Genomic DNA, 25,793 nt, shown 5'->3' with positions numbered 1-25,793 from the left:
TGTCATGGTCCTTCCCGAATGCCTCCAGCCTTGGCCGGGCAGGGTGCCTCCAGCAGCGGGACAGGGGTCCCGCCTCTCAATTGGAGATCACCATGAGCCCAACCAACTCCCGCCGCATGCGTGCCGGCTTCGCCGCCGTGCTGATGGCCGGCACCGCGCTGGGTGGCCTCGCCTTCTGGCAGGGCCATCCGGCCAATGCCCAGGCCAATGCCATCAACCCGCCCGCCATCAGCCAGCCCGCCTTGAGCTTGCCGGGCTTCGCCGATCTCACCGCGCGCGTCCGCCCCGCCGTCGTCACCATCACGACGACCGAGCGTGCGACGCAGGTGAGCACGCGCTCGCCCTTCCCGCCCGGCAGCGAGCAGGATCAGCAATTCCAGCGCCATTTCGGCCAGCAGCAGGGCGAGCAGCCGCAGCGCCGCCCCGGCAATGCGCTGGGCTCAGGCTTCCTGGTGGATGCGCAGGGCCATGTGGTGACCAACAACCATGTCGTGCGCAATGCCAGCACCGTGAAGGTGAAGCTGGATGACGGGCGTGAGCTGACCGCCCGCGTCGTCGGCCGGGATGAACGCACCGATATCGCCCTGCTCAAGATCGAGGCGGGCCAGCCGCTGCCATTCCTCGCGCTGGGCGACAGCAACAGCGCCCGCCCGGGTGACTGGGTGGTGGCCGTGGGCAATCCCTTCGGCCTGGGTGGCACGGTCACGGCCGGCATCGTCTCGGCGCGCGGCCGCGATATCGGCCAGGGCCCTTATGACGACTTCATCCAGATCGACGCCTCCATCAACAGCGGCAATTCGGGCGGCCCGCTCTTTGGCCTGGATGGCAGCGTGATCGGCGTCAACACGGCGATCTTCTCGCCCAGCGGCGGTTCGGTCGGCATCGGCTTCGCCATTCCCTCGAACATGGTCCGCCAGGTGGTGGCGCAGATCCAGGCCAATGGCCGGGTGGAGCGTGGCTTCCTGGGCGCCTCCACACAGCCGCTGACGCCGGCCCTCGCGCGGTCGTTGCGCATGGCCAAGCCGGAAGGCGCCCTGGTCGGCCAGGTCGAGCCCGACAGCCCCGCAGCGCGCGGTGGCCTGCGCGCAGGCGATGTGGTGACCCGGGTGGGTGAGACGAGCGTGGCCAACCCGCGTGACCTGGCGCGCGCCATCGGCGATGCGCGTCCCGGCAGCGAAGTGCGTCTCTCCGTGCAGCGCGAAGGTGCGGCACAGGAACTGCGCGTGACGCTGGCCGAGCTGCGGGACGGGCAGGCGGCCTCCGGCAAGCCCGCAGCCGAGCCGGAAAGCCGCGGGGGGCCCGTGGGCGTCGCGCTGGCGCCGATCACGCCCCAGGCACGGCAGCAGCTCAACCTGCCGGCCAATGCCAATGGCGCCGTGATCGCGGCCATTCGCCCCGACAGCCCGGCGGCCGAGGCCGGCCTGCGCGAGGGGGACGTCATCATCGGCGTCGCCGGGCGTGACGTGGCCGATGTGCAGGCGACGGTGGGCGCCATCCGCGAAGCCGTCCGCACGCCGGGTGCCGCCATCGCGCTGCGCATCCTGCGCGAAGGCCGCAGCGCCTTTGTCGCGGTGGAAATGCCTGCCCAGGGGTGAGACACGCCCTTTGAGCATGGCCTGACGAGCGAGGCCTGAACAACAGGGCCAGCTCATTCCGCGCGGCGCTCAGCTCCCCCCTTCTTGGCGAGCGTCGCGCTTGAGGCAGGTCCCTCCCCCGGGGGCCTGCCTCTTTTTCTGACGATGAGTGGCGGGTTGAACGCCCACCCGAGTTGCGCCGGGGCGGGCCAGCCCGGGCCTGGCGCTTTGGCTTTGCCCGCCGAGGCAGCCCCGCATGCCGTCATTCCAGGGGCTTGCCCGCGATATGGGGCATCCGCATCGCGCCGCATCGGCTTCGGCCTATGGGTCTGTCTCAGACCCCTCGCGTGTGTTCAAACTCGGGTGGAATGGAAAGCGCAGGCCGGCCGCGCAGCCTCGGCGCGCTTCAGGTGACAAGGGTCCAGGGGCTGGCGCGGAGCCAGTCCCGCAATGTCCCGGGCATGGCATGCGCGCCGTCGAGGCCAATGAAGAACGGCTTTTCCCGCAAGGGGAAGGTGAGTTGGTAGGTGATGATGACCGCCTCCGAGCAGGTGACCGTCTTGATCACCTCCTTCCCCTTCACCTTGAAGTTTTCCGGCGTGCCCTTGTTGGCCAGGTAGCGGTCACGGTATTTCTGCAGCCGGCCAAAAGCCTCCGGACCAAATTCGGATGAGCCGATCAGCAGGCGAATAGCGCGATACGCCCCGTAGGTAGCACCTGCGGCGATGGCGTCGGCCACGCGCTGAAGCTCTTCCTTGCGGGCGGTGACTTCGGCAGCGCTGAGCGTGCCCCAGGGCGGCCGGAAGACCAGGGTGCCGGGCGTGTTGGACATGCTGGGAAGGGCAACGCCCTTCTTCTGGTCGAACTGGTCGTTCGAGGATTTGTGGAAGTCGCCGGACATCTGCGCGTGGATGATGTGGCTGGCGCTATAGGCCATGCCGATGTGGCCGACGCCACTGCTGAAATACAGGACGTCGCCAGTCTCGATCTCCGGCACGGCAACCTCCCAAATCATCGCTTGCGCTCACAAGCGTGGCAGGACCCTAGGCTCGGGTTTCAACCTTGCCAAGCAGGACATCCAGGCGCCCCCTCGCCGTTGACCCTCCGCACGCCACGCCGCATCTTCCGCCCAACCGGGAGGGGCAGGCCAGATGGACTTCACACTCAGCGCCGAACAGCAGGCCATCCGGGAGCAAGTGGCCCGCATCTGCGCCGATTTCGACGATGAATACTGGCTGGCGCGGGACCGCGACGGCGTCTTCCCGCATGATTTCCACGCCGCCATGGCGCAGGGCGGCTGGCTCGGCATCGCCATGCCGGAGGCCTATGGCGGCGGTGGCCTCGGCATTCTCGAAGCCGCGATCATGATGGAAACCATCGCCGCCTCGGGCGCCTGCATGAGTGGCGCCTCGGCGATCCATATGAACATCTTCGGCCTCAATCCTGTCGTCGTCTTCGGCAGCGAGGCGCAGAAGGCGCGCTTCCTGCCGCCGCTGATCGCCGGTGCGGACAAGCCCTGCTTCGCCGTGACGGAGCCTGATGTCGGCCTCAACACCACCGCGTTGAAGACCCGCGCGGAGCGGCACGGCGACCGCTACGTGATCCATGGCCAGAAGATGTGGATTTCCACCGCCCAGGTCGCCAACAAGATGCTGCTGCTGGCACGCACCACGCCGCTGGATGAGGTGCGCCGCAAAACCGATGGGTTGACGCTGTTCTACACGGAGATTGACCGCAAGACCGTCGAGATCCGCATGATCGAGAAGATGGGCCGCCATGCGGTGGACTCCAACATGATCTTCTTCGACGGCTTCGAGATTCCGGTGGAGGACCGCATCGGCGAGGAAGGCCGCGGCTTCCACGCCATCCTGCACGGCATGAACCCCGAGCGCATCCTGATCGCGGCCGAGGCCGTGGGCATCGGCCGCGCCGCGCTGCGCCGTGCCTCGAACTACGCGAAGGAACGCCGGGTCTTCGGCCGCAGCATCGGGCAGAACCAGGCGATCCAGCATCCGCTGGCGCATAGCTGGGCGCAGCTCGAAGCCGCCGAGCTGATGGTGCATAAATCGGCCGCGCTCTACGATGCTGGGCAGGAATGCGGCGCCGAGGCGAATGCGGCGAAATACCTGGCGGGTGAGGCCGGTTTCCGCGCGGCCGAAACCGCCGTGATGACGCATGGCGGGATGGGCTACGCGCAGGAATATCATGTGGAGCGCTATCTGCGGGAAAGCCTGATCCCGCGCATCGCGCCCGTCTCGCGCGAGCTCATTCTCAGCTACATCGCAGAGAGGGTTCTGGGGCAGGCGAAGTCCTACTGAGCGGGCAGGGTGAATGCCTGAGTGGCTTTCACCCGCTTCGCGCAGCTTCGACATTCCAGCGCAGAACGCCATCGGCGGCGCTGAAGATGCAGCGCGCGTCGCGATCCAGTGCCAGTATGGCGCCGCCATGCAACTCGGACCAGGCCCGTATCACCGCGGGGTGAAGCGTCAGGCCGCGCAGCAGCGCGGCATCCGGCTGGGTCAGCATGTTGCCCTCCAGCTGCGCCACATCGCCCTGTGCTGCCGCCAGTGCTTGCAGGAAGGGCAGGACGCCCTGCCCTGCGACGCCCAGCGCCAAGGCCGTCTTGTGGGCGTGCTGCATTGCCACCAGCCGCGCGGCCAGCCCCAACAGCGCGCCCGCCGCTTCGCCACCCCAGAGCGCCTCGGCCGCCTGCATCGCGCTGCGCGCGTATTCCATCGCGTAGCCCCGCTTGGCCTTGGCCAGGCGCTCGGGGGACCAGGCGGCGGGCAGCATTGGCGCGGCGGCCGGGTCGAAGTGGGGCATGCGCTCCTCCCGCGTGAAGCGCAGGCGCTCATCCTCGCGGAGATCATGGGCGTATTCGAGGTAGTAGCCCTCCAACCCGGGATCTCCCTCCACTGTCTGCCCGGTACAGACGAAGCCGAGACGCGGACAATCCAGCGAGACGCCGTTCTGTGCGTGCCAGCCGCGCAGCATGGCCGCATTCACCGCGGGCGGGATGCCGCAGATCGCCGTGCCCTGCCAGATCCAGCGCGGCGGCGGATAGCGGATCCAGGCTTTTCTCGAACTCTCCTCGTGATACTCGACACCGACACCGCCAATCGCATTGGACAGGTAGTGGTAGCGGGCGGCGGCGATGGCGGGCGGCAGGCCGGTCAGGCCAAGCTTCGCGAGGCCCGGCAGGAAGCGCGCCTGCTGTTGCTGGCGGAAGACGCGAAAGACCAGCGCCACCGCGTCATCCGGGCCGCGCCGCGACAAGGTGGTGAGGATGATCCCGATGAACCAGGCGTGGTACCACTCCCCTGCCGCCTCCATCGCCTCGGGGGCCGGTGCCGCCATAGGGCGGCTACCGGACCAGCGCGGTCGAAAGCACCGGGAAGAGCGCGATGAAGATCAGCGCGATCCCCATCACCACGATGAAGGGCATGGCACCGGCGAAGATGGTCTCAATGCTCACCTTGGGGTCGGCCAGCGTCGCCTTCACGGTGAAGACCGAGATGCCGAAGGGGGGAGTGAGCAACCCCATCTCCACCGCGATGATGGTGACGATGCCGAAGTGGATCAGGTCAAACCCCATGGCCGTCGCGATGGGTGCGCCGATCGGCACCATGATCAGCAGGATCGAGGTGCTGTCGAGGATCATGCCCATCAGCAGGATCACGATGACGAAGGCCAGCAGGAAGCCGTAGGAACCAAGCCCCAGATGCTCGACGAAATCGCCGATGGCATTGGGGACGCCGGCCATGGACAGCATGCGGGAATACAGCCCCGCCGCGATCAGCAGAAAGAGGATGGCGGCCGAAACCAGCCCCGTCTCGCGCAGCACGCGCCAGAACTTTGCCGCATCCAGTCGGCGGCGCACCAGCGCGATGAGCAGGGCGCCCGCCGCACCCACGGCACCGGCTTCGGTCGGCGTGAAGAAGCCCGTGTAGAGCCCACCCAGGATGAGTGCCACGAGCGAGAGGATGGGTACGGATTTGCCCAGCATTTCCACCGTGCCCATCACGGGCTCGTCGCGCGCGGCGGGGCTTTCCAGATGGTCCATGATGCGGTGCGGCGCGAAGGTGGCGTAGCCCCAGATCATCACCACGAAGCCGATGGCGATGATGATGCCGGGGATGACGCCGGCGATGAACATGGCGCCGATCGAAACCTCCGCCAGCACGCCATAGACGATCATCAGCAGCGAGGGCGGGATCAGCATGCCCAGGATGCTGCTGCCCGCCACGGTCCCGGCCGCGAAGCGCATGGTGTAGCCGTGCCGCACCATCTCCGGCACCGCGACCTTGGTGAAGACGGCGGCCGAGGCGATGGAGACGCCCGTCACCGCGGCAAACACCGCATTGGCGCCGACGGTCGCGATGCCAAGGCCACCCTTCACCCGCCGCAGCATGTTCTGCGCGACATCGAAGGTGTCCTTGCCGACATCGGAGATGCTCACCAGCAACCCCATCAGCACAAAGAGCGGGATGGTGGCGAAGAGATAATCCTGGATGCCGGAATAGGTCGCCAGCGCGGTGAAGCGGAAGGCCAGATCGGGATTGTCGCGGATCAGCCAGACGCCGATGGCGCCGGTGGAAATCAGCGTGATGCCGATGGGCAGGCCGATGATGATCAGCGCCACCATCACGCCGATCAGCGTGAAGCCGAGGGTCACATCATCCATGGCGGGGCATGATCCGACGTATTTCGTGGAGGAAGAGAACGAGATAGGCGAGGCAACCGGCGCCACCACCCAGCACGATCAGCCCACGGAAGGGCCAGGTGGGCACGGTGAAAAGCCCCTGCACGCCAAAAAACTCCCGCAAATTCATCGAGGTCCACATGCCCGGCCAGGCGGCCTGAGCCACAAAGAACATCACCGCGGCCCCGATGAGGTAGAACAGCGCCTCCATCGCGCGGCCGAGGCCCGGCGCCCAGCGCAGCACGCGCTCGATCAGGAAATCCGCCCGCGTCATGCGCCGGTGATAGATGGTGGAGCCGATCTGCAGGAAGACGATGCCCACCACCGAATGCGCCGCGATCTCCGCCACACCGGTGATGGGCGCGCTGAGAAAGGAGCGTCCGATCACATCGGCGCAGATCAGCAGCATCAGCCCGAAGGTCCAGATGGTGCCGATGGCCGCCAGGCCATCGAGCAGCATGCGGACCGGATCAAAGGGCTGTGGCGCGGCGGCGGCGTCGAGCGCCGCCATGTCAATGTCATCGGCCATGGCGGCGCGCTCCGGTGCGGTTACGCAGTCAGTTCACGGTCCCAGTCGCGGCCGGGCGTCTGGCCCGCCGCGCGGATCGCCGCGAAATAGGCATTCAGCACCTCGCGCGAGGCCGGGCCGGAGCTGTCGGCCCAGGTGCGCGCGATATTGGGCAGGCCACGGATCCAGCGCGCACGCTCGGCCTCGGGCAGGGTGGTGATCACCGCACCCTGGCGCACCATCTCCGCCTCGGCCACGGCGATGCGCGCCGAGACGTCACGGATATGCGCCTGCGTCGTGATCTTGCCGACCTCCGTCATGGCGCGGCGCACCGGCTCCGGCCACCGTTCGAAGCGCTGCCGGTTGGCGGCAATGCCCCCCACATACATCGCCCCCACATCGCATTTCGTGATGTAGCGCGCGACCTCATGCACACGCGTCGGCAGGATGCCCACGAAGAAGGAGAGTGCCCCTTCGGACACGCCGGTCTGGATGTCGGTGTAATAGGTGGTGAGCGCACCATCCACCGGCGTCGCACCCGTGCCGGTCAGCCAGTTCGCGCTGGTGCCGGGGGCGGAGATCTTGCGGTTGCGCAGATCATCCAGCGTGCGGACCGGGAAGTTGGACCAGATGTGATAGGTGTCCGTGATGTAGGAGCTGAGCGGGACCATGTTCAGCCCGTTCCAGTTCGCCCGGATGGCCGGCACATTGGCGTTCATGCTCTCAAAGGCGTTGGCGACCACGGCGTGGTCACCGGTCGCGAAGGGCGTGAAATAGGTGACGTTCTGGAGCGGCATGGTGCTGCCCTCCCAGAGCGTGCCGACGTATCCAATATCGGTGATGTTGTCGCGCACCGCCTCCATCGTATCCTGGAAGCGATAGAGCGTGCCGCCATAGGATTCGCGCCAGTTGATGCGGTGCGTGTTCCCGTTGTCGCGCAGGAACTTGTCCATCTCCGGCTGGAAGACGTTCTTCATCATCGCCACCCAGAAATTGGCGACGGGATGGCTGGAGGCGATGGTGATGTTCAGCGCGGTCTGCGCCTGGCTATGAATGGAAAACAGCGGCAGGGCGGAGGCGCCCATGAGCAGGCTTCGCCGAGCTGTCGTGTGTTTCGCGTTGGTCATCCTTGGAACTCCCTTGTCTTCGCGCCTTGGCGGCGCTGTGCGAGTGATCTTACGCGATGGCGCCGAGCGCGCGAAGGATGCGTTCGGGCGTGAAGGGTTGTTCATGCACGCGGGCCTTCAAGGGCCGCAGTGCGTCGTTGATGGCGTTCATGATGGCCCCTGGCGCGCCGGCCGTGCCGGCCTCACCCGCGCCCTTGGCGCCCAACAGGGATTCGCGCGTCGGTGTCTCCACATGGCCCACATGCATCTCCGGCATTTCGGCGGACATGGGCACGAGGTAATCGGCCAGCGTGGTGGTCAGCAGATTGCCCTGCTCGTCATAGATGCAGTTCTCGTAGAGCGCGCCGCCAATGCCCTGGACGATGCCGCCGCGCACCTGCTCATCCACCAGCATCGGGTTGATCACGCGGCCGCAATCCTCGACGCACCAATGCTCCAGCAGCTTCACCAAGCCGGTTGCCGGGTCCACCTCCACCCAGCTCGCCTGGATGCCGTTGGTGAAGGCGAAGGGGTATTCCTTGGTGATGAAGTGGCGCGTCTGCACCAGCTCACGCTGCAGATCGCGGGGCAGGGTGTCGCCGCGGAAATAGACGATGCGGCCCAGCTCATGCAGCGTCATCCGCTCGGCCCCTGTGGCCTTGTCGGTGATGCTGCCCATGGCGATGTCGAGGCTCTCGGGCGTGGCCTGCAGCATGGCGCCGGCGACTTCGAGGATCTGCTGCTTCAGCGCGATGGCCGATTGCAACGCGGCCTCACCGCCAATCCCTGCACCCCGGCAGGCCCAGGTGCCGCCGCCATAGGGGGTGGTCTGCGTATCCCCCGTGATGATCTTCACGCGGTTCACCGCGACACCCACACCATGCGCCACGATCTGCGCGAGGATCGCTTCCGTGCCCTGCCCCTGCTCCGTCACACCGGAAGAAGCAACGATGGAACCATCCGGGTCCATCCGCACCGTGCAGCCATCCTGCGCCGAAATCCGGGCGCCACCGATGCCGTACATGAAGGGCGAGGGGTTGGTCAGCTCGATGAAGGCAGCAAAGCCCAGGCCGCGATAGACGCCGCGCGCGCGGGCCTCCGCCTGGTCGGCCCGGATGCGCTCCACCGGGACCATCTCCAGCAGCTTCGCGAGCGAGGCATGGTGCGACAGCCCCTCGAAGCGCATCCCGGCGGGCGAGGTGAAGGGATAGGCGTCGTCGCGGATCAGGTTGCGGCGGCGAATTTCGATCGGGTCCATGCCGAGCGCTTCGGCGGCCAGGTCCATCAGGCCCTCGGTCACGGCGGTGGCGATGGGATGGCCGACGGCTCGGTACTGGCAGGTCGGTGCCTTGTTCTGCAGTACCACCGTCGTCGTGCAGCGGTAATTCTTGAAGTCGTAGGGTCCGCCGCACAGGTTCACCACCTGGTTCCCCTCCATCGCGCTGGTGCGCGGATAGACGGAATAGGGGCCGATGCCGGTCAGGTCATCCACATCGAAGGCCAGCACGCGCCCTTCGGCGTCCACGGCTAGCCGCGCCGTGATGCGGTGGTCGCGCGCATGGATGTCACTGGCGAAGGCCTCGAAGCGGTCGGCGATGAACTTCACCGGGCGGCCCAGGATGCGCGCCATGGCGGCGACGGCGACCTCATCCGGATAGACATGCACCTTGATGCCGAAGCTGCCGCCGACATCCTTGCAGATGACGCGAACGTCGCCTTCAGCCAGTCGTAACTGTTTCGCAAAAACACCCTGCATCATGTGCGGCGCCTGGGTGGAGTGGTGCACGGTGAGCGTGCCATCGGCGCGGTTGTAGTCGGCGATGATGGAGCGTGGTTCCAGCGTGACGCCGGTGTGGCGGCCAGTGACGAAGCGGGCCTCCACCACCTTGTGCGCCTGCGCGAAGGCGCCAGCAATATCGCCGGTTTCCGCCGTGCGGGTGAAGACCAGGTTATCGCCCAGCTCGGGATGGATGATGACCGCGCCGGCGGCCAGCGCCGTCTCCATGTCGGTCTGCGCGGGCAGTGGCTCGAACTCCACCTGCAATGCGGCGACGCCATCCTCGGCGGCGGCGCGGGTATCGGCCACGACCGCCACGATGGGCTCCCCCTGCCAGGTGGCGCGAGTGAGCGGCAGCGGATGCTGCGGCGCGGATTTCATGCCCTTCAGGTGATCCAGCGTGGCCACCCAGGGGTCACACACCTCGGCCAGATCGGCGCCGGTGAAGACGCGCACCACGCCGGGCACCTGCCGTGCGGCGCTGCTGTCCACGCTCAGGATTCGCGCATGGGCGTAGGGGCTGCGCAGGAAGGCCGCGTGCAGCATGCGCGGCAGCACCACGTCATCCGTGTAGGTCGCGCGGCCCTGCACCAGCTTGGGCGCATTGGGCCGCGGCACCGAGCGGCCGATATAGGAATTCGGCAAATCCTCGCGCGAGAGGCCGATGGAGGCGGGCGTGATTTCGTTCATCGTGTTGCCTCCGATGACCGCGGCGCCGGCGCGGTGCCGCGACCCAAATCGGCAACCGGATGCCTCGCCTTCAGCGTATCTTCCACAGCGTCCACGATGGCCTGGTAGCCGGTGCAGCGGCAGTAATTGCCCGAGAGATGCTCGCGGATTTCAGCGCGCGAGGGCGTGCCCCGCCCCGCTTCCCTTTCATGCGCCAGGAGATCGGCCGCCGTCATGATCATCCCTGGCGTGCAGAAGCCGCATTGCGCCGCGTTGCGCGCGACGAAATTGGCCTGGAGATCAGCCACCTCGCCACTGTCGGAAAGCCCCTCGATGGTGACGACATCGGCGCCATCGAGCGAGGCGGCGAGCACGAGGCAACCGCGCACGATCTCGCCGTCCAACCGCACTGTGCAGGCGCCGCAGACGCCGTGTTCGCAGCCCGCATGGCTGCCGGTGAGGCCGAGGTCGAGCCGGAGGAAATCAATCAGATGCCGACGCGGTTCGACTTCGCGCGTCACACGCTCGCCATTCACGGTCAGGGTGATCATGCGGCCATCTCCTTGGGGGCCAGGAAACTGCCCAGCACCCGGGCGGTCAGTACGCGGGCCAGGTGGCGCTTCATGTCCGGCGGGCCGTGCAGATCCTGCGGTGGGTCAAGATCCTCGCCCAGCGCTTCCTGGGCAGCGGCGATGCTGCCCGCATCCAGCGGGCGGCCCTCCAGCGCGGCCGAGGCATGGGCAGCCAGCACCGGGCCATTGCCGACGCCAAAATACACCAGGCGCGGCGCCACCACGCAGCCAGCCTCCAGCCGCAGGGCCGCAGCCAGGCCGGCCATGGCGTAGTCGCCCGAGCGGCGGGCGATCTCCTGGATGGCGCTGTGCCGCGCGGCCAGCGGGATTTCCACGCCAGCGATGATCTCGCCCGGATGCAGCGCGGTTTGCAGCAGGTCGGTGAAGAAATCGCGCGCCGGGATGCGCCGCTCCCCGGCGGCGGACGCCGTGACGACCACCGCATCCAGCGCCACGATGCAGGCCGGCAATTCGGCGGCCGGGTCGGCATAGGCGAGGCTGCCGCCGATCGTGCCGCGGTTGCGGATGGCCGGATGGGCGATGAGGGGCACGGCCTCGGTCAGCAACGGCGCATGGGCGCGGACCAAGGCATCGCGCCCCAATTCCGCGTGGCGCGTCAGGGCGCCGATGCGCAATGCGCCACCCGTCACGGACACCCCGCGCAGTTCAGGGATGCGGATGATGTCCACCAGCACGCTCGGCTCCGACAGCCGAAAGGCCAGCGTGGCAAGCAGGGTCTGCCCGCCCGCGATGATTTGCGCCGAAGCTCCGTGCTGCGCGAGCGCCGACCACAGGTCTGGCAGACTCGTGGCGCGGAGGTAGCCCATGGCTGGCCACTTCATGAACGTTTCCCTGGTCTTGGTCTTGTTGATCAAATGATCACCAGACCCCATCATGTGTCAAGCCACGCTGGATGATGCCAGGATGCGCGGCGACAACCCGGAGGAACGCCCCGTGGAGGGCAGCATCACGCGCCGCCGCCTCGACGCGCCCGCCCGGCGGGAGGAGATCATTCGCGCCGCCGCCGGCTACTTCGCGGAGGTCGGCTTTGGCGGCTCAACCCGCGATCTGGCGAAGCGTGCGGGCGTCACGCAGGCGCTGCTCTACAAGTATTTCGCGAGCAAGGCCGAACTGCGCGAGGCGGTGTTCGAGCACGTCTATCTGGGCCGCATCGCGCCGCATTGGCTCGAGGATCTGCGGGATCGCAGCTTGCCGCTGCGCGCCCGGCTTTGCCGCTTCTATGGCGAATACACCCAGGCCATCTTCACCTATGAGTGGATGCGCATCTTCATGTGGGCCGGCCTCGACGGTGACGCGCTGAATCGCCGCTACCTTGAGCATCTCAGCGAATTGCTGCTGGCCCCCATGCGCGAGGAGGTGGCCGCCGAGGCTGCCGGCCGCTGGGCGCCGCAGGCCGAAGACCTCTGGAACCTGCATGGCGGCATCATCTATCTCGGCATCCGGCGCTTCATCTACCACCTGCCCGTGCCCGAGGATGTGACGCCGGTGATCGAAGCGGCGGTGGATCGCTTCCTGCACAAACTCGCCTGATCCGGGTGCCTCAAATTCAATAATCGGGCCGCGGCGCCGGCCCGCCGGTCAGGGTTCCACGCCCATCGCCCGCAGCCTTCGCCGCAACTCATAGAGCTGGTCCAGCAGCGAGAGCACCACGGGCAGCGCTTCCTCATTCACCGCCATCTCGTCACGCAATTCGAGGATGAGGCGCACACGCTCGACATCCAGCTCGGTGAACACCAGGTCGCCCGCCGCACGGTCCGGGCGCACATGGCCCTCCGCGATCCAGCCCTGCAGATCTTCCAGGCGGAGCGTGGAGAAACGCGCGCAGAGGATATCGAGCGTGATCATGCCGATGCCTCCAGCCCGGCGCGGGGGTCTTGCGGATGTTCCGGCTTCCAGTCGCGCAGGAAGGCTTTCAGCGCTTCATCCGCCGTGCCGATCACGATGCGCAGCGTCAGGAACAAATCCCCCGCTTCACGCTTGCCATGTGCCGCGATGCCCTTGCCACGAAGCCTGATCTGCCGGCCCGCATCACTGCCTGCCGGCAGAGTGACGCGCAGCGGGCCGCCGGGGGTGGGGACCAGGACGGGCCCACCGAGAACCGCCTCCTGCACGCTCACCGGCAATTCCAGGTGCAGGTCCATGCCTTCCCGCCGGCACAGCTTGTCGGAGGCGACATCCAGCTCGATCAGCGCATCGCCGGCCGGCCCGCCATTGCGCCCCGGGCCGCCCTGGCCGCGCAGCCGCAGGACCTGGCCGCTCTCGACCCCGGGGGGGATCTTCACGCTGAGGCTGCGGCCATCGGGCAAGGTGAGCGTTTCGGTGGCGCCCGCCACGGCGTGCAGGAACGGCACAGCCAGGCGGTACGATTCATCACGGCCACGGCGGGGGCCGGTCTCGGCACGGCGGCGCTGCTCGAAGATATCGGCGAAGAGGTCCTCGAAGACCTCCGCCTCCGGGCGCTGGCCGTAGCGCGCGCCATATTTCTCGCCCTGGGGTTGCTCCGCCTGGTGGCGATAGCCGCCGGCCGGGCGTTGCTCCTGGCCTTCGGCATCAATTTCGCCGCGGTCGAAGCGGGCGCGCTTCTCCGGGTCGCTCAGCAGGTCATTGGCGGCGGAGACGGCCTTGAAGCGGGCCTCGGCCTCGGGCTTGCCAGGGTTCAGGTCGGGGTGGTGCTTGCGCGCCAGCTTGCGATAGGCAGCCTTGATCGCTTCGGGCGAGGCATCGCGTGCGATGCCCAGAGTCTTGTAGGGGTCTTCGGCCATGGATGGCTCCTTCAGGACGCCATTCTATCACCCATCGGCGCGCGGGACCCAGGGGAGGCGCGCCACCTCGATGCCGTCCTCGCGCAGGGCCTCGGTTTCCGATTCCGTCGCTTCGCCGTAGATGCCGCGGGGCTCGGCCTCGCCTTCATGGATTCGGCGGGCTTCCTTGGCGAAATCCTTGCCCATGTTCTCGCAGCTTTTCTCCACCTCGCTGCGCATGCGCTGCAACAGGGCGACGATCTGCGCGGGCATGGGGCCGGCAGCCAGGCGCGGGGCCTCGGTATCGGGTTCGGGCGGCTTGGGCGGGGATGCGGGCAATTCGGCCGGCGGTGCCTCAGCCCGGCCCTTCACGCCGCGCGCCTTCTTGATGGCCGGCGCCATGAGCGCCTTGGTGACGTGGGTATCGCCGCACACCGGGCATTCCAGCAGGCCGGCGGCCGCCATGCGCTCATGGGCGGCGCCGTCCTTGAACCAGGTCTCGAATTTATGGCCGTTCTGGCAGCGAAGCGAAAAGCGGATCATCCCGGAAAACCTTTGCCGGCCCTGAGGTGATCGGGCCGTGACGCTGAGTCGTCACATGGGAAGCGGCAGGCGGATTGCGAGGGGCTGCCCGCCCGGAGGTGGCCCCTCAGCCCGCCAGCATCGCTTCGAGCTTGCCCGCGCGGTCGAGTGCCACGAGGTCATCGGAGCCACCGATGGCCTGACCATTGATGAAAATCTGCGGCACGCTCGTCCGCCCGCCCGAGCGGGCGATGGCGTCCTTGCGGGCCTGGCTGCCATGCGGCGCGTCGAATTCCTCGAAGGTGGCACCCCGTTTGGTCAGGAGCGCCCTTGCGCGATCGCAATAGGGGCAGAAGGCGGTGGTGTAGATCTCGATCTGGGCCATCTGCGCAATACGCCGTGACCCGGCGCCGCCGTCAAGCGGATCAGGGGCCGATGGTGGAAAGCACCACGGCGCCGATGCCAAGGACCATGGCGAGCAGGCCGGTCAGGGCAAAGAAAAAGCCCTGCCATTCCGCACCATCCATGCCAAAGAGTGGGCTGTTCTGCGTGGTAGGCCTCGTGCTGTCCACGTCGAAACGGTGGCTGAGACGGCCGCCGAGACCACCCATGGGATTTCCGTCGAAGGGCATGGCCCCTGCTCCATTCTGTTGCGGTGGCAGAATGCGGGGTCTGAGTTGCGGAAAGATTAACGCCGGCAAGCGGAATTACATCGCTCAGCGCGGCCTTTCGATTCGCGGATCCGGCACGCGCGCCGCGGCCAGGACCATCACCTGGGCAGCACCGCCGCCGAGCAGGATGCGCGCACAGGCATCCGCCGTGGCGCCGCTGGTCAGGACATCGTCAACCAGCAGGACGCGCCGGCCGCGCAGCTGCGCGGCGGCCCCTGGTGCCAGGGCAAAGGCGCCCTCCAGCATGGCTTCCCGTTCCCGCGCACTGAATTCGCCCAGCGGCGCCGTGGCGCGTTGCCGGCGCAGCAGCATGGGTGCGTGCCGCTTGCCGGAGAGCCGCGCCAGCCGGGCCGCCAGCAAGGCGGCCTGATTGTGGCGCCTGCGGAACAGGCGCCACCGATGCAACGGCACCGGAACCAGAAGATCGGCCGCCCGCAGCAATTCCGCGCCCGCCCGCGCCATGTGGCGGGCCAGCGGTGCGGCGAGTTCCGTCCGATCCCGATGCTTGAAGGGCAGGATCAGGGCCTTTGCGCCCTCATCATAGCGCAGCGCCGCGCGGGCCGCGGTGAAGGCGGGGGGCGCGGTGACGCAGGCCTCGCACCACAGCGTCTCCAGATGCGGAATGCCCGCCCCGCCATGCGGGAAGGGCACGCCGCAGCGGTCGCAAAGCGGCGCGGTCACGAAGGCGAGGCGGGTGAAGCAGGCAGGGCATTGGCCGCCCTGTATGCCCACCGGCGCCTCGCAGGTGAGGCAGGTGGGCGGCAGCAAGGCGTCGAGCATGCCGCCGCCCAATCTTTTGAAAAGGCTGCGCGGCCGATTCAGACCTTCATGCGAAGCCGCACTTCGGTCATCGGGCGCGGTTACCAGGCGCCGAACCGCGCATCGCCGTCGCGCGCCACCTCGTGCACCAGATCAATCTCCCAGGAGAGATAGGCGTGCATGGCGGCCTCGATGCCGGAGTTGCGGTCATAAGGGCGCAGATACCAGTCCACGCAGGCCTCATCCGGCGGGGTCGTGCGGTCGCTCACCACCGGCAGCCCGGCCTTGCGCCAAGCGGCCAGCCCGCCTTCCAGAACACGCGCGCCGGGAATTTCAGCCGCCGCCAGATGGGCGAGCCAGGGGTCGGGGGACACCACCACCACCGGGCCCGAAAGTGGCGGCAACCGGCCGCGCACCGCCCAGATGGAGCCGGGGATGTGGCCGGCCCGGTGATGCATGGAGAGAGCCAGATTCACCACTGTCACCCCGGTTTCGGCGGCCAGCGCCTGCGGAGCCACGGTCGGCATCTGCGGGACCTCGGGCGCCACCGGCTTCCAGGGGCCGGTCTCCAGCGGGCCGTCCAGGGCGCCTTGCACCACATAGACTTCCCAGCCGCCCATCTGGCGCAGCCAGGCGCCGGACATCCGCGCGCGCACCGTGTCGTCATCGGCCAGGATCACGCGGGCGCCGCGCACGGCGATCCATTGATCCGTCGCCTGCACCAGCTGACCGCCGGGGGCATGGCGAAAGCCATGGATACGGCCGGCCGTGTACTCATCGGCCGCGCGCACATCGAGGCCGTATGTGGTGCGGCTGTCATCGGCCAGCATGGCAAGGGCGGCCGTGCGGCTGATCAGCTTCACGCCATTCTCGGCAGCGAAGGAGCTGGCGCGTTGCAGCGCGAGTGCGGCACTGGCCGGCGTCCCGGCCGGGTAGCTGCGGGTAACGCCACGTTCACACTGAAAGCCCGCCAATTCCCAGCCCATGGTGCCGTTGCGCAACGCCACGATCCGGTTGGGAACGCCGGCGCGACGCAGGCTTTCGGCGCCCATGATGCTGCGTGTGCGGCCGGCGCAATTGATCACGATGGTGGTCCCGGCCTTGGGCACCAGGTCACCGATGCGATAGGCCAATTCGCCACCCGGCACATTCAGCGCGCCCGGGATGGTCATCTTCACGAATTCATCCATGGGCCGGCTGTCCAGGATGACCATGTCCTGCCCGGAATCCTTCATGGCCTGCAATTCGGCCGGGTCCACGCTTTCCGTGCCGTAATGATGCTCGGCCCATTCGCCGAAGGCCTTGGAGGGCACATGCACGCCGGTAAAGACCACATAGCCCGCCGCCGCCCAGGCCGGCGTGCCGCCCTGCAGCACATGCACATCCGTGTAGCCAATGGAGCTGAGCCAGGCCGCAAGCTTGGCCGCATGGCCCTCGCCGCCATCCACGCAGACCACGCGGGTGGCCTGGCGGGGCAGCAGCGCGCGGGCACGCAATTCCTTTTTGGACAAGGGGCAGGGCACCGCCCAGAACAGGTGCCCATGGCCGAACTCGCCCTCCTCACGCGCATCGAGGATGGCGAGCTCCGAACCCGCGGAAATCCAAGCCTTGAGCGTGGCCGGCGTGATGCCAACCGAAGTGACGGAGGACATCAGGCCTTCGTGCTCGCCGAGGGCTTCATGAAGTTCTTGTTGTAGTAGGAGACCTCGCCCGTCTTGTCGTCGAAGGCGCGGCGGCCATCCAGCTTCTCCAGCGCCAGCCCATACATGTGCAGATGCCGCGTGGGACGGGTGCCGGTGGTGTGGATGGAGTGGATATCCTCGGGCATCAGGCAGATGCCACGGCCGGGCTCCACCATGATCTCCTCGCGCACGCGCATCTCGCAGCGCTCGGGGTTGGCGCCGTCATCCAGGCGCTCATAGACCTTGTTCAGCTCCTGCCCATCCACGGCGACGACGACGGCCCAGGTGGTGTGGTCATGCGGCTTGGTTTCGTTGCCCGGGTTCAGCGCGTTGAGGTAGAGGGCAAAACGGTTGTTGTCCTCCTCGCGCAGGAGGTAGCGGTTGCTGCCCTTCTCGCCATTCGGCGGGGACGGGAATTCGGCGCTCGGGAATAGATGTTCCTGCGCGGCCAGGCTCATCAGCTCGGCCTTGATGGCTTCCAGCGCCGGGCGGGTGACGCCCATGCTGCTTTCGATCTCGCGTACGCGGCCGACGGCGGCGGCCACGGCGGCGGTGCGGGCTGCTTTCACATCCATGTTGTTCATCTGCGTTCTCCCTTGCGGACCCTGGAACGATAGTCCCGCTTGCGCCGAAGCACCACCGGTCGCAGATGGAAAGGGTGGAAACCGCCCCCGATATCTTCGACCGCCGGCTGCTCGCCCTTCGGCGGGAGCGCGCGGCTGTGCATGTGCGTCAGGTCGCGCCCATCCTGGAGGCCGCGGCCGCCCTCCTGCTGGACCGGCTGGATGACACCACGCGGCGCTTTTCCCGCGCCCTGGATGTGGGGGGGCGGGGCGCGGTGGCACCGGCACTCTCCGCGCGGGGAATTCCCTTCGTGGTTTCCATGGACCTGGCGCCAGCCATGGCGCGTCAGGCGGGGGGGCTGGCCATCGCCGGTGATGAGGAATGGCTGCCATTCGCGGCGGGCAGCTTTGACCTGATCCTCGCCAATCTCAGTCTGCATGCGGTGAATGACCTGCCGGGCGCCTTGATCCAGCTGCGCCGGGCGCTCAGTCCGGATGGGCTGTTCCTGGCCTCCCTGCCCGGCTTCGGCACGCTGCAAGGCCTGCGCGAGGCGCTGGCGGCGGCCGAGGCGGAAACCCGCGGCGGCGTCTCACCTCGCATCGCCCCATTTCCGGAATTGCGGGACCTGGCGGGGTTGTTGCAGCGCGCGGGCTTTGCGCTGCCCGTGGCGGATCAGGACCGGCTGCCGCTGGAATATCGCACGCCGATGGGCCTGGTGGCCGATCTGCGCGCGGCGGGCGAGGGCAACGTGATCCGCGCGGCGGACCGCCGCACCCCGCCCAGAGCGCTGTTTCCCTTGGCCTTTGCCGCACTCGATCTGCGCATGGAGCTGCGGCTCCTGATCATGACGGGCTGGGCGCCGCATGACAGCCAGCAAAAGCCCGCGCGCCCCGGCAGCGCCAATGCCAGGCTGGCGGAGGCGCTGGGAACCCGGGAATACAAGGCCGGCGAGAATGCGGGTTGAACCTTCCGCGCCCCGCGCGCATCTTAGTTCCATCACAGATTGAGCACCGGTCGGCCCCGAAAGATGGAAAATTCAGGCGGCGAATCCCGCCGCATCACGCGTCACACGCCAGAGGATTTCGCCGGGGCACGCCGCGCGGGCGCCCTGGCCGCTGCCTGCCTGGACATGATCACCACCCATGTCCGCCCTGGTGTCACCACCGGCGCGCTGGACAAGCTCTGCCACGATTTCATGCTGTCCGGCGGCGCCGTGCCTGCCACGCTCGGCTACCGGGGCTATACCAAATCCTCCTGCATCTCGATCAACCACGTGGTGTGCCATGGCATTCCGGGGGAGCGGACCATCGCCGAGGGCGATATCCTGAACATCGACGTGACGGCCCTGCTCGATGGCTGGCACGGCGATACCAGCCGCATGTATGCGGTCGGTGAGATCAGCACCAAGGCGCGGCTGCTGATGGATGTGACCTATGAGGCGATGATGCGCGGGATCGCGGCCGCCAAACCTGGCAACAGCTTCGGCGATATCGGCCATGCCATCCAGAGCTACGCCGAGAAGCATCGCTTTTCCATCGTCCGGGATTTCTGCGGCCATGGCATTGGCCGGAAATTCCACGAGCCGCCCAATGTGCTGCATTTTGGCCGTCCGGGCGAAGGCCCGAAGCTGGCGCCGGGCATGTTCTTCACCATCGAGCCCATGGTGAATGCGGGCCGGCCCGAGGTGAAGATCCTCGACGATGGCTGGACCGCCGTGACGCGTGACCGCAGCCTCTCGGCGCAATTCGAACATATGATCGGCATCACCGAGACGGGCTGCGAGATTTTCACCCTCAGCCCGGCAAGCCTGCACAAACCGCCCTATGCCATTGCCGGCTGAGCGGCGCCCAGCGGCCTTCATGTGCCAGGCGGGGTGGCCTTGAGCCGCAAGCGCGGGCTGGCCGAGGCAGGTGGCTTGTTTGATCCAGCGCCGGTGGCCGCCACCACGGCTTCGGGCGCGGAGGGCCACCGCGCCCGCATGCGCCAGAAGCTGATCGAGGCGGGACCGGCCGCACTGCTCGACCATGAACTCATTGAAATGATATTGTTTATCGCCTTGCCGCGGCGGGATACCAAGCCCATCGCCCGCGCGCTGCTGGACCGCTTCGGCAGCTTCGCCGATGCGCTGAGCGCCCCCACGCAGGAGCTCCGGCAGATTGAGGGGCTGGGCGATGCCGGAATTGCGGCGCTCCGCACCGTCCAGGCGGCGGCGCTGCGCCTCAGTGAGGCGCCGTTGAAAAACCAGCAGGTGCTGAACAATTGGGACCGCCTGATGGACTACCTCACCGCCCGCCTGGCGCGGGAGCGGGTGGAGCAGTTCCGCGTGCTGTTCCTGGATGCCAAAAATCGCCTGATCGCCGATGAGGCCCAGGCGCGCGGTACGGTGAACCACACGCCGGTCTATCCGCGGGAGGTGGTGAAGCGCGCCCTGGAGCTGCATGCGACCGCGCTCATCCTGGTGCACAACCACCCCTCGGGCGACCCGACCCCCAGCCGCGCCGATATCGAAATGACGGCGGAGGTGAAGCAGGCGGCAGCCGCGCTGGGCATCACCCTGCATGACCACCTGATCATCGGGCGCGACCGGCCCCTCTCCTTCCGGCGCGAGGGATTGCTGTAAGGGGCAACAGGCGGCGGGATGGTGGAGCTGAGGGGAATCGAACCCCTGACCTCGTCATTGCGAACGACGCGCTCTACCAACTGAGCTACAGCCCCGCACCACGCATCCCGGCACTCTCGCGCCAGGGCACCGAGGCGTCACGCCCCGATAGCGGGGCGCGTCATGCGGGATGGGGCCGGGGGTGTCAAGCGGCACCGCGTGAAGCATCCGCCATCCCCCTTGCCGGCATCGCGCCCTTCCGCGACAAGGGAAGCCCCATGCCGCCACCTTCGGAGCGCCGACGCCCATGATCCTCGACGCGTTTTTCTTCCTGATCCAGGCGGGGCTCACCCTGTTCTTCTGGGCCATCCTGATCGCCTCCATTCTGTCGTTGCTGATCGGTTTCAACGTGCTGGACACGCGCAACCGCATGGTCTGGAATATTTCGGATTTCTTCTACCGCGTGACCGAACCCGCCATGCGGCCCGTCCGCAACCGGCTGCCCAATCTGGGCGGGATTGATCTCTCGCCGCTGGTTGTCCTGCTGCTGGTGCAGGCCTGCATGCTGCTGGTCAGCGCGATCAAGCGCTACATGATCAGCTTCGGGCTGTATTTCTGAGCCATGGCCATGATTCTCGACGGCAAGGCGCTGGCTGAACGGCTGCGCGGTCACCTCGCCAGCCGCATCGCGACGCTGGATTTCAAGCCTGGCCTGGTTGTCCTGCGCGTGGGGGAGGATCCGGCCAGCGGCGTCTATGTGCGCAACAAGGACAAGGCGGCGCTCCAGGCGGGCTTCGCTTCGCGCACGCGGCACCTGCCCGAAAGCACGACCGAGGCTGCACTGCTGGCCGAGATCGCGGCGCTGAACGCGGACCCGGCGGTGGATGGCATTCTGGTCCAGCTGCCCCTGCCCGCGCATATCCGCGCCGATGCCGCCATCGCGGCGGTGGACCCGGCCAAGGATGTGGACGGCTTCCACCCCATCAATGCCGGCCGCCTGGCCTCCGGCCTGCCTGGGCTCGTTCCCTGCACGCCGCGTGGCGCCATGCATCTGCTGGCCGAGGCGAAGGCTCAGCTGCGTGGCGCCCGCGCCGTGGTGGTGGGGCGCAGCCAGATCGTCGGCAGGCCCATGGCGCAATTGCTGCTGGCGGCGGATTGCACCGTCACCATCGCCCATTCCCGCACGCAGGACCTGCCCGGGGAATGCCGCCGCGCGGATATCCTCATCGCCGCCGTGGGCCGCCCGGAGATGATCCGCGGCGATTGGGTGCGGGAGGGCGCGATCGTGATTGATGTCGGCATCAACCGACTGCCGGACGGCAAGCTGGTGGGCGACGTCGCCTATGCCGAGGCGCTGCCGCGCGCCGCCGCCATTACGCCGGTGCCGGGTGGCGTGGGCCCCATGACCATCGCCTGCCTGCTGGAAAACACGCTGGAAGCAGCACTGGCGCGGCGTGGGGTTGCCACCATGGGCGCGCCCGCGAAGCTGCCATGATCCTGCACCGGAGCTTGCAGGTGCTGGGCGGCCTGGCCCTGCTCTCCTGCCTGCATCTGGCCTGGGGCGCCACGCCCTGGGGTGGTGAGGGCTGGTCCCGCGCGCGGATGCTGTATGCCGGTGCCGGGGGTGTTTCCTCCCTCGCGCTGATCGCGATTGGCGGCCTGGGCATCACGCTGCGCCGCCAGCAGGAGACGCTGGCACGGATCGAGGCTGCCCTGCGAAGAGGTTAGCGGGCTGCTGGAAAAGCCCAGGTAACGAGAGGGCTTTGCTCTGCCGCTGCGCAATGGGCACGGGCTGCAAGGCTCTGAGCAGGGCGCCACCGCCGCTATAGTGCGATGTTGAAAAGCCGTGCCGGATTGTCCCGCGTCATCCGCCGCAGTTCGGTCTCGGTGAAGCCCTCGCTGGCCAGCAGCAACAGGAACTCCCGCAAGGCCTCGACCGGCGGCGGCAGGATGGCGAGGCCCGCATCGGAAGAGAGCACCGCCCGCGCACTAGCGGCGCGAATGCGCGTCGCCATCTCCTGCACGGTGCAGGCGCCGGCGATCCGGTGCTTCTCGGCATCGGCATGGGTCAGGCCGACCTGGGTCGCGTGCGTCAGCAGGAAAAACGAGAACTCGACATGCGCGCCAAGCGCCGCCAACGCCGCAACCTCATCCGGCGCATAGCCCGCGCCATGCGCGCGCAGCCGCGTGACGCCACGGCGGGCCGCTTCCTCGGCGAGCGCCACGGCCTCATATCCGGCGACATGGCCGCAATCGAAGGCCGCCTCATGCGCGGCGCAAAGCTCCATGATGGCGGGCACCGGCTCGGGCACGCGGCCATGACGGGGGATGTGGAAGGTCGTCTCCAGGAAAGCGGGGCTGCGGCCTTCCTGCTCGGCGACGAAGCGGGTGTGATGCGTGGGCAGGCTGATGAAGCGCGCCCCCTGCCCCGCGCCATAACCGTAGCCCAGGGCGGTCCGCGCGGCCTCCAGCGTCACGCCGCCGGCCGCGGGCTGCATGATCAACCCGCCGAAAGCCTCACAGCCGAGATGGCCCAATTCCGCATTGGCCAAGGCCGCGAAGCCCGAGCTGTTCTGGAAGTTGCACATGATGCCCAGGCCGCGCATGCCCGCCGCCGCCGCCTGGCGCACCGCCTCGAACACATGGACCGAGCGCGCATTGAGATGCGGCGCGCAATGCACATGCCCGTCAATGGCACCGCGCAGCCAATCCGTCCCGGGCATGCTCCAGCCCATCAGTGGCGCAGGATCTTGGCGGTGAATTCGCGCAGGCGTTGGGTTTGCGGCGCGTCGAAAATCCGCGCGGGCGGCCCCACCTCGACAATGCGGCCCTGATCCATGAACACCACCAGGCTCGCGACCTCACGGATGAAGGCCATCTCGTGGCTGACGATGAGCATGGTCATCCCCTCGTCGCGCAGGGTGCGGATGGTGTCCAGCACCTCGGTCACCAATTCGGGGTCGAGCGCGCTGGTCACCTCGTCCAGCAGCAGGATATCGGGGCGCAGCGCGAGGGCGCGGGCAATCGCCACGCGCTGCTGCTGCCCGCCCGACAATTCATCCGGATAGGCGTCGAGCTTCGCGCCGAGGCCGACCTTGGCGAGCAGGGCACGCGCCTCGGCCTGGACCTCCGTGCCTGCGCGCCGCTTCACCAGCCTGGGCGCGATTTCGACATTGCGCAGCGCCGTCATGTTCTGGAACAGGTTGTATTGCTGGAACACGATGGCCAGCCGGTCCCGTGCCGCACGAAGCGAGGCCTTGTTGGCATAATCCACCAACTCCCCCCCGATGGTGACCCGCCCGGCATGCGGGCGCAGCAGCCCGACCAGGGCGCGCAACAGGGAGGATTTGCCCGAGCCCGAAGGGCCGATCAGCCCCACCACCTCACCGCGCGCGATGCTGAGCGTGACATCCGTCAGCACATCGGGCTTGCCGGGATAGCCGGCGGAAACCCCGTCAAGGGCAAGGAAGGTCAAGCGGCGCGTCTCCCTGGGCGGTCGCCGGTAACTCTCCGGGCCGGCGGGTGGCGGCGTCAAGCGGGGGTGGATAGGATTGGTGGCGTGACATCCTCGCTTCGCATCGCGGGCATTGCCCGGCCGGCCGACATCGCCTTCACCTTCCAGGGGGAGCGCATCACCGCCCCGGCAGGCGAGAGCCTGGCCGCCGCGCTGCTGGCCGCTGGCATCCGCCACCTTGGCGATGGGCCGAACGCGCCGCGCGCCGCCTTCTGCATGATGGGCGTCTGCCAGCAATGCCTGGTGCGGCTGGAGGGACAATTGGTGCAGGCCTGCCTGACGCCGGTGCGGGACGGCATGCGGGTCACGCCCGCATGAGCAGCCCCTATGACATGGCGGTGCTCGGCGCCGGCCCGGCCGGAATGGCCGCCGCCACCCTGGCCGCCCAGCATGGCGCGCGCGTCGTGCTGCTGGAGGAAAGCGAGGCCCCCGGTGGGCAGGTGCATCGCGCGGCACCCCCCGGCTACACCATGCCCCAGGATGCCGATCGCCGCGCCGGGGATGCGCTGCGCAGCGCCCTGACGGCGAGCGGCGCCGAGCAGCGCATGGGCGTGCGCATCTGGGGGGTGGGCGGCGGCCCGCTCGTGCAGAGTGGCGCCGCCCCCGTGCCCTTCCGGCTGGATGGGCTCAGCGCCGGCGGGCAACCCTTCGACCTGGCGGCGCGCAGCCTGCTGCTCTGCACCGGCACGCAGGAGCGCATCATCCCCTTCCCGGGCTGGACGCTGCCGGGCGTGATCGGCCTGGCGGCCGCCACCATCCTGTTGAAGGCGCAAGGTGTGCTGCCTGGACGGCGCGTGGTGGTGGCCGGTGCCGGGCCGCTGCTCTATGCGGTCGCCGCCAAGCTTCTGGCGCATGGGGCCGAGGTCGCGGCCGTGGTGGATCTGGCGACACCGGGTGAATGGTTGCGCGCCCTGCCCGCGCTGGCCGCAAGGCCGGATCTGCTGGCGCGGGGCGCTGCCTGGCGTGCGCAGCTGGTTCTGAAAGGCGTCACCGTGCATCACGCCGCCCGCATCACGGACGCCGAAGGGGATGACGTGCTGCGCGCCGTGAGCGTGCAATCCCTGGCAGGCGGACCGACGGTGCGGATCGAGGCGGATGCGCTGTGCATTGGCCATGGCCTGGTCCCCGCGACGGAAGCGACCCGCGCCTTCCGCGCGGCGCATCACTATCAGCCCGGGATGGGCGGCTGGGTGCCAGTGCTGGACGCGGATTTTCGCAGCTCGGTGGCGGCGCTTTTCGTCGCTGGCGATGGCGCGGGCCTGCGTGGCGCGGCGGCGGCGCCGGCCTCAGGGCGCATCGCGGCCCTCGCGGCCCTGCGCGACCTTGGCCTGCTGTCGGAGGATGCGCATCGGGCGGCACGCGCGCCCCATGCCGCCGCCTTTGCGCGGGCGGCGCGGGCGGGCGGGGCCATGGCGCGCATGATGGCGCTGCGCCCCGAACTCGTCGCCGCCATCCCGCCTGACACCATGATCTGCCGCTGTGAGGGCGTGACCCGCGCCGCCATCGAGGCGGCGCTGGATGAAGGCGCGCTGACGATGAACCAGCTTAAGCAATTCACCCGCTGCGGCATGGGCCCCTGCCAGGGCCGGCTCTGTGGCGAGGCGGCGGCCGAATTGCTGGCGCGCCGCGTTGGCGGGCGGGAGGCGGCGGGCTTCGCCACCGGCCGCCTGCCCTTGCGCCCGGTGCCGATGGACGCGCTGCTCGGCGATTTCGACTATGCCGACATCCCCGTGCCAGCGGCGGCGCCCATATGACTGGGGTCAAGGGGGCAAGCCCCCTTGCGGGGTCCAGGGGCAGCGCCCCTGGCCGATA

General features: G+C 68.2%; 29 protein-coding genes and 1 tRNA gene. 11 read left to right on the top strand and 19 right to left on the bottom strand.

Translation table 11 applies throughout. The annotated features are described in order from the left end of the window. Window positions 1-92 precede the first annotated feature (92 nt). The gene (locus LHU95_RS01290) at window positions 93-1,595 is read left to right on the top strand and encodes a DegQ family serine endoprotease (RefSeq protein ID WP_248709572.1); all 1,503 of its coding nucleotides are present in this window, start codon (window positions 93-95) and stop codon (window positions 1,593-1,595) included. 385 nt (window positions 1,596-1,980) lie between these two features. Here LHU95_RS01290 and LHU95_RS01285 read toward each other — a convergent pair whose 3' ends face one another. Then, window positions 1,981-2,589, bottom strand: a complete 609-nt coding sequence (locus tag LHU95_RS01285; RefSeq protein WP_248709571.1) for a hypothetical protein — start codon at window positions 2,587-2,589, stop codon at window positions 1,981-1,983. Window positions 2,590-2,725: 136 nt separating this feature from the next. Between LHU95_RS01285 and LHU95_RS01280 the strand changes: the two genes are divergently transcribed. Beyond that, complete coding sequence (locus tag LHU95_RS01280) at window positions 2,726-3,892, top strand: acyl-CoA dehydrogenase family protein (RefSeq protein ID WP_248709570.1); 1,167 nt, start codon at window positions 2,726-2,728, stop codon at window positions 3,890-3,892. Window positions 3,893-3,920: 28 nt separating this feature from the next. On the opposite strand, the gene LHU95_RS01275 is transcribed toward LHU95_RS01280, so the two are convergent. Genes LHU95_RS01275 through LHU95_RS01245 form a run of 7 tightly spaced genes read right to left on the bottom strand, consistent with a single transcriptional unit; the run spans window position 3,921 to window position 11,750 of the window. Next, entirely contained in the window at window positions 3,921-4,931 is a 1,011-nt protein-coding gene (locus tag LHU95_RS01275) for a hypothetical protein (protein WP_248709569.1), read from the bottom strand. 7 nt (window positions 4,932-4,938) lie between these two features. After that, a complete protein-coding gene (locus LHU95_RS01270; protein WP_248709568.1) occupies window positions 4,939-6,258 on the bottom strand; it encodes a TRAP transporter large permease in 1,320 nt (439 codons plus the stop codon). Continuing rightward, window positions 6,251-6,805 carry a TRAP transporter small permease gene (locus tag LHU95_RS01265; RefSeq protein WP_248709567.1) on the bottom strand — a complete coding sequence of 185 codons (555 nt, stop codon included), beginning with the start codon at window positions 6,803-6,805 and terminating at the stop codon, window positions 6,251-6,253. Before LHU95_RS01265 ends, LHU95_RS01270 begins: the two co-directional genes overlap by 8 nt. Window positions 6,806-6,825: 20 nt before the next feature. Next, complete coding sequence (locus tag LHU95_RS01260; protein WP_248709566.1) at window positions 6,826-7,911, bottom strand: C4-dicarboxylate TRAP transporter substrate-binding protein; 1,086 nt, start codon at window positions 7,909-7,911, stop codon at window positions 6,826-6,828. Between the two features lie 49 nt (window positions 7,912-7,960). Beyond that, a complete protein-coding gene (locus tag LHU95_RS01255) occupies window positions 7,961-10,357 on the bottom strand; it encodes a xanthine dehydrogenase family protein molybdopterin-binding subunit (protein WP_248709565.1) in 2,397 nt (798 codons plus the stop codon). Then, the gene (locus LHU95_RS01250) at window positions 10,354-10,887 is read right to left on the bottom strand and encodes a (2Fe-2S)-binding protein (protein WP_248709564.1); all 534 of its coding nucleotides are present in this window, start codon (window positions 10,885-10,887) and stop codon (window positions 10,354-10,356) included. Before LHU95_RS01250 ends, LHU95_RS01255 begins: the two co-directional genes overlap by 4 nt. Further along, window positions 10,884-11,750 carry a xanthine dehydrogenase family protein subunit M gene (locus LHU95_RS01245; RefSeq protein WP_248709563.1) on the bottom strand — a complete coding sequence of 289 codons (867 nt, stop codon included), beginning with the start codon at window positions 11,748-11,750 and terminating at the stop codon, window positions 10,884-10,886. The genes LHU95_RS01250 and LHU95_RS01245 overlap by 4 nt, the downstream gene beginning before the upstream one ends. A gap of 82 nt (window positions 11,751-11,832) precedes the next feature. Here LHU95_RS01245 and LHU95_RS01240 point away from each other — a divergent pair, with 82 nt between their 5' ends. Beyond that, window positions 11,833-12,459, top strand: a complete 627-nt coding sequence (locus LHU95_RS01240) for a TetR/AcrR family transcriptional regulator (protein WP_248709562.1) — start codon at window positions 11,833-11,835, stop codon at window positions 12,457-12,459. A 48-nt stretch (window positions 12,460-12,507) separates the two neighbouring features. Here LHU95_RS01240 and LHU95_RS01235 read toward each other — a convergent pair whose 3' ends face one another. From LHU95_RS01235 to LHU95_RS01200, 8 genes are all read right to left on the bottom strand, one after another. Continuing rightward, window positions 12,508-12,774, bottom strand: a complete 267-nt coding sequence (locus LHU95_RS01235; protein ID WP_248709561.1) for a chaperone modulator CbpM — start codon at window positions 12,772-12,774, stop codon at window positions 12,508-12,510. After that, complete coding sequence (locus LHU95_RS01230) at window positions 12,771-13,691, bottom strand: DnaJ C-terminal domain-containing protein (RefSeq protein WP_248709560.1); 921 nt, start codon at window positions 13,689-13,691, stop codon at window positions 12,771-12,773. The genes LHU95_RS01235 and LHU95_RS01230 overlap by 4 nt, the downstream gene beginning before the upstream one ends. 27 nt (window positions 13,692-13,718) lie before the next feature. Further along, a complete protein-coding gene (locus LHU95_RS01225) occupies window positions 13,719-14,213 on the bottom strand; it encodes a DUF1178 family protein (RefSeq protein ID WP_248709559.1) in 495 nt (164 codons plus the stop codon). A gap of 106 nt (window positions 14,214-14,319) precedes the next feature. Then, the gene (gene grxC / locus LHU95_RS01220; protein ID WP_248709558.1) at window positions 14,320-14,577 is read right to left on the bottom strand and encodes a glutaredoxin 3; all 258 of its coding nucleotides are present in this window, start codon (window positions 14,575-14,577) and stop codon (window positions 14,320-14,322) included. 40 nt (window positions 14,578-14,617) lie between these two features. Next, window positions 14,618-14,824: a hypothetical protein gene (locus LHU95_RS01215; protein WP_248709557.1), complete on the bottom strand. Its 207-nt coding sequence runs from the start codon at window positions 14,822-14,824 to the stop codon at window positions 14,618-14,620. An 84-nt stretch (window positions 14,825-14,908) separates the two neighbouring features. After that, on the bottom strand, window positions 14,909-15,643 hold the full coding sequence (locus LHU95_RS01210; RefSeq protein WP_248709556.1) for a ComF family protein: 735 nt from the start codon (window positions 15,641-15,643) through the stop codon (window positions 14,909-14,911). Between the two features lie 80 nt (window positions 15,644-15,723). Beyond that, window positions 15,724-17,274 carry a rhodanese-like domain-containing protein gene (locus LHU95_RS01205; protein ID WP_248709555.1) on the bottom strand — a complete coding sequence of 517 codons (1,551 nt, stop codon included), beginning with the start codon at window positions 17,272-17,274 and terminating at the stop codon, window positions 15,724-15,726. Then, complete coding sequence (locus tag LHU95_RS01200) at window positions 17,274-17,888, bottom strand: cysteine dioxygenase family protein (protein ID WP_248709554.1); 615 nt, start codon at window positions 17,886-17,888, stop codon at window positions 17,274-17,276. The genes LHU95_RS01205 and LHU95_RS01200 overlap by 1 nt, the downstream gene beginning before the upstream one ends. Window positions 17,889-17,962: 74 nt before the next feature. On the opposite strand from LHU95_RS01200, the gene LHU95_RS01195 reads away from it, so the two are divergent. The 3 genes from LHU95_RS01195 to radC all read left to right on the top strand — a co-directional run bounded on the left by LHU95_RS01195 (window position 17,963) and on the right by radC (window position 20,488). Continuing rightward, complete coding sequence (locus LHU95_RS01195; RefSeq protein ID WP_248709553.1) at window positions 17,963-18,832, top strand: class I SAM-dependent methyltransferase; 870 nt, start codon at window positions 17,963-17,965, stop codon at window positions 18,830-18,832. A gap of 63 nt (window positions 18,833-18,895) precedes the next feature. Further along, window positions 18,896-19,708, top strand: coding sequence for a type I methionyl aminopeptidase (gene map, locus LHU95_RS01190; RefSeq protein WP_248709552.1), 813 nt, complete (start codon window positions 18,896-18,898; stop codon window positions 19,706-19,708). A gap of 75 nt (window positions 19,709-19,783) precedes the next feature. Then, on the top strand, window positions 19,784-20,488 hold the full coding sequence (radC, locus tag LHU95_RS01185; RefSeq protein WP_248711629.1) for a DNA repair protein RadC: 705 nt from the start codon (window positions 19,784-19,786) through the stop codon (window positions 20,486-20,488). Between the two features lie 19 nt (window positions 20,489-20,507). Here the strand turns inward: radC and LHU95_RS01180 are convergent. Further along, window positions 20,508-20,583 (bottom strand) — tRNA-Ala (locus LHU95_RS01180). Between the two features lie 191 nt (window positions 20,584-20,774). Here LHU95_RS01180 and LHU95_RS01175 point away from each other — a divergent pair. The 3 genes from LHU95_RS01175 to LHU95_RS01165 are packed head-to-tail and all read left to right on the top strand — an operon-like array spanning window position 20,775 to window position 22,195. Then, complete coding sequence (locus LHU95_RS01175; RefSeq protein WP_248709551.1) at window positions 20,775-21,086, top strand: YggT family protein; 312 nt, start codon at window positions 20,775-20,777, stop codon at window positions 21,084-21,086. 3 nt (window positions 21,087-21,089) lie between these two features. Then, the gene (folD, locus tag LHU95_RS01170; RefSeq protein ID WP_248709550.1) at window positions 21,090-21,962 is read left to right on the top strand and encodes a bifunctional methylenetetrahydrofolate dehydrogenase/methenyltetrahydrofolate cyclohydrolase FolD; all 873 of its coding nucleotides are present in this window, start codon (window positions 21,090-21,092) and stop codon (window positions 21,960-21,962) included. Beyond that, the gene (locus LHU95_RS01165) at window positions 21,959-22,195 is read left to right on the top strand and encodes a hypothetical protein (protein ID WP_248709549.1); all 237 of its coding nucleotides are present in this window, start codon (window positions 21,959-21,961) and stop codon (window positions 22,193-22,195) included. Before folD ends, LHU95_RS01165 begins: the two co-directional genes overlap by 4 nt. Window positions 22,196-22,290: 95 nt before the next feature. On the opposite strand, the gene LHU95_RS01160 is transcribed toward LHU95_RS01165, so the two are convergent. Beyond that, window positions 22,291-23,190: a DUF6282 family protein gene (locus LHU95_RS01160; RefSeq protein ID WP_248709548.1), complete on the bottom strand. Its 900-nt coding sequence runs from the start codon at window positions 23,188-23,190 to the stop codon at window positions 22,291-22,293. Window positions 23,191-23,201: 11 nt separating this feature from the next. Further along, window positions 23,202-23,942, bottom strand: coding sequence for an amino acid ABC transporter ATP-binding protein (locus LHU95_RS01155; protein WP_248709547.1), 741 nt, complete (start codon window positions 23,940-23,942; stop codon window positions 23,202-23,204). Between the two features lie 84 nt (window positions 23,943-24,026). On the opposite strand from LHU95_RS01155, the gene LHU95_RS01150 reads away from it, so the two are divergent. Together LHU95_RS01150 and LHU95_RS01145 are read left to right on the top strand one after the other, a co-directional pair. Next, window positions 24,027-24,299 carry a (2Fe-2S)-binding protein gene (locus LHU95_RS01150; protein WP_248709546.1) on the top strand — a complete coding sequence of 91 codons (273 nt, stop codon included), beginning with the start codon at window positions 24,027-24,029 and terminating at the stop codon, window positions 24,297-24,299. Next, on the top strand, window positions 24,296-25,735 hold the full coding sequence (locus LHU95_RS01145; RefSeq protein ID WP_248709545.1) for an NAD(P)/FAD-dependent oxidoreductase: 1,440 nt from the start codon (window positions 24,296-24,298) through the stop codon (window positions 25,733-25,735). Before LHU95_RS01150 ends, LHU95_RS01145 begins: the two co-directional genes overlap by 4 nt. The last annotated feature ends 58 nt before the right edge of the window (window positions 25,736-25,793 follow it).

Origin of the sequence: Sediminicoccus sp. KRV36, from assembly GCF_023243115.1 — a bacterium.
Lineage (GTDB): Bacteria > Pseudomonadota > Alphaproteobacteria > Acetobacterales > Acetobacteraceae > Roseococcus.
The sequence above is the reverse complement of the archived record's forward strand: the minus strand, read 5'-3'. Positions and strand labels throughout refer to the sequence as shown.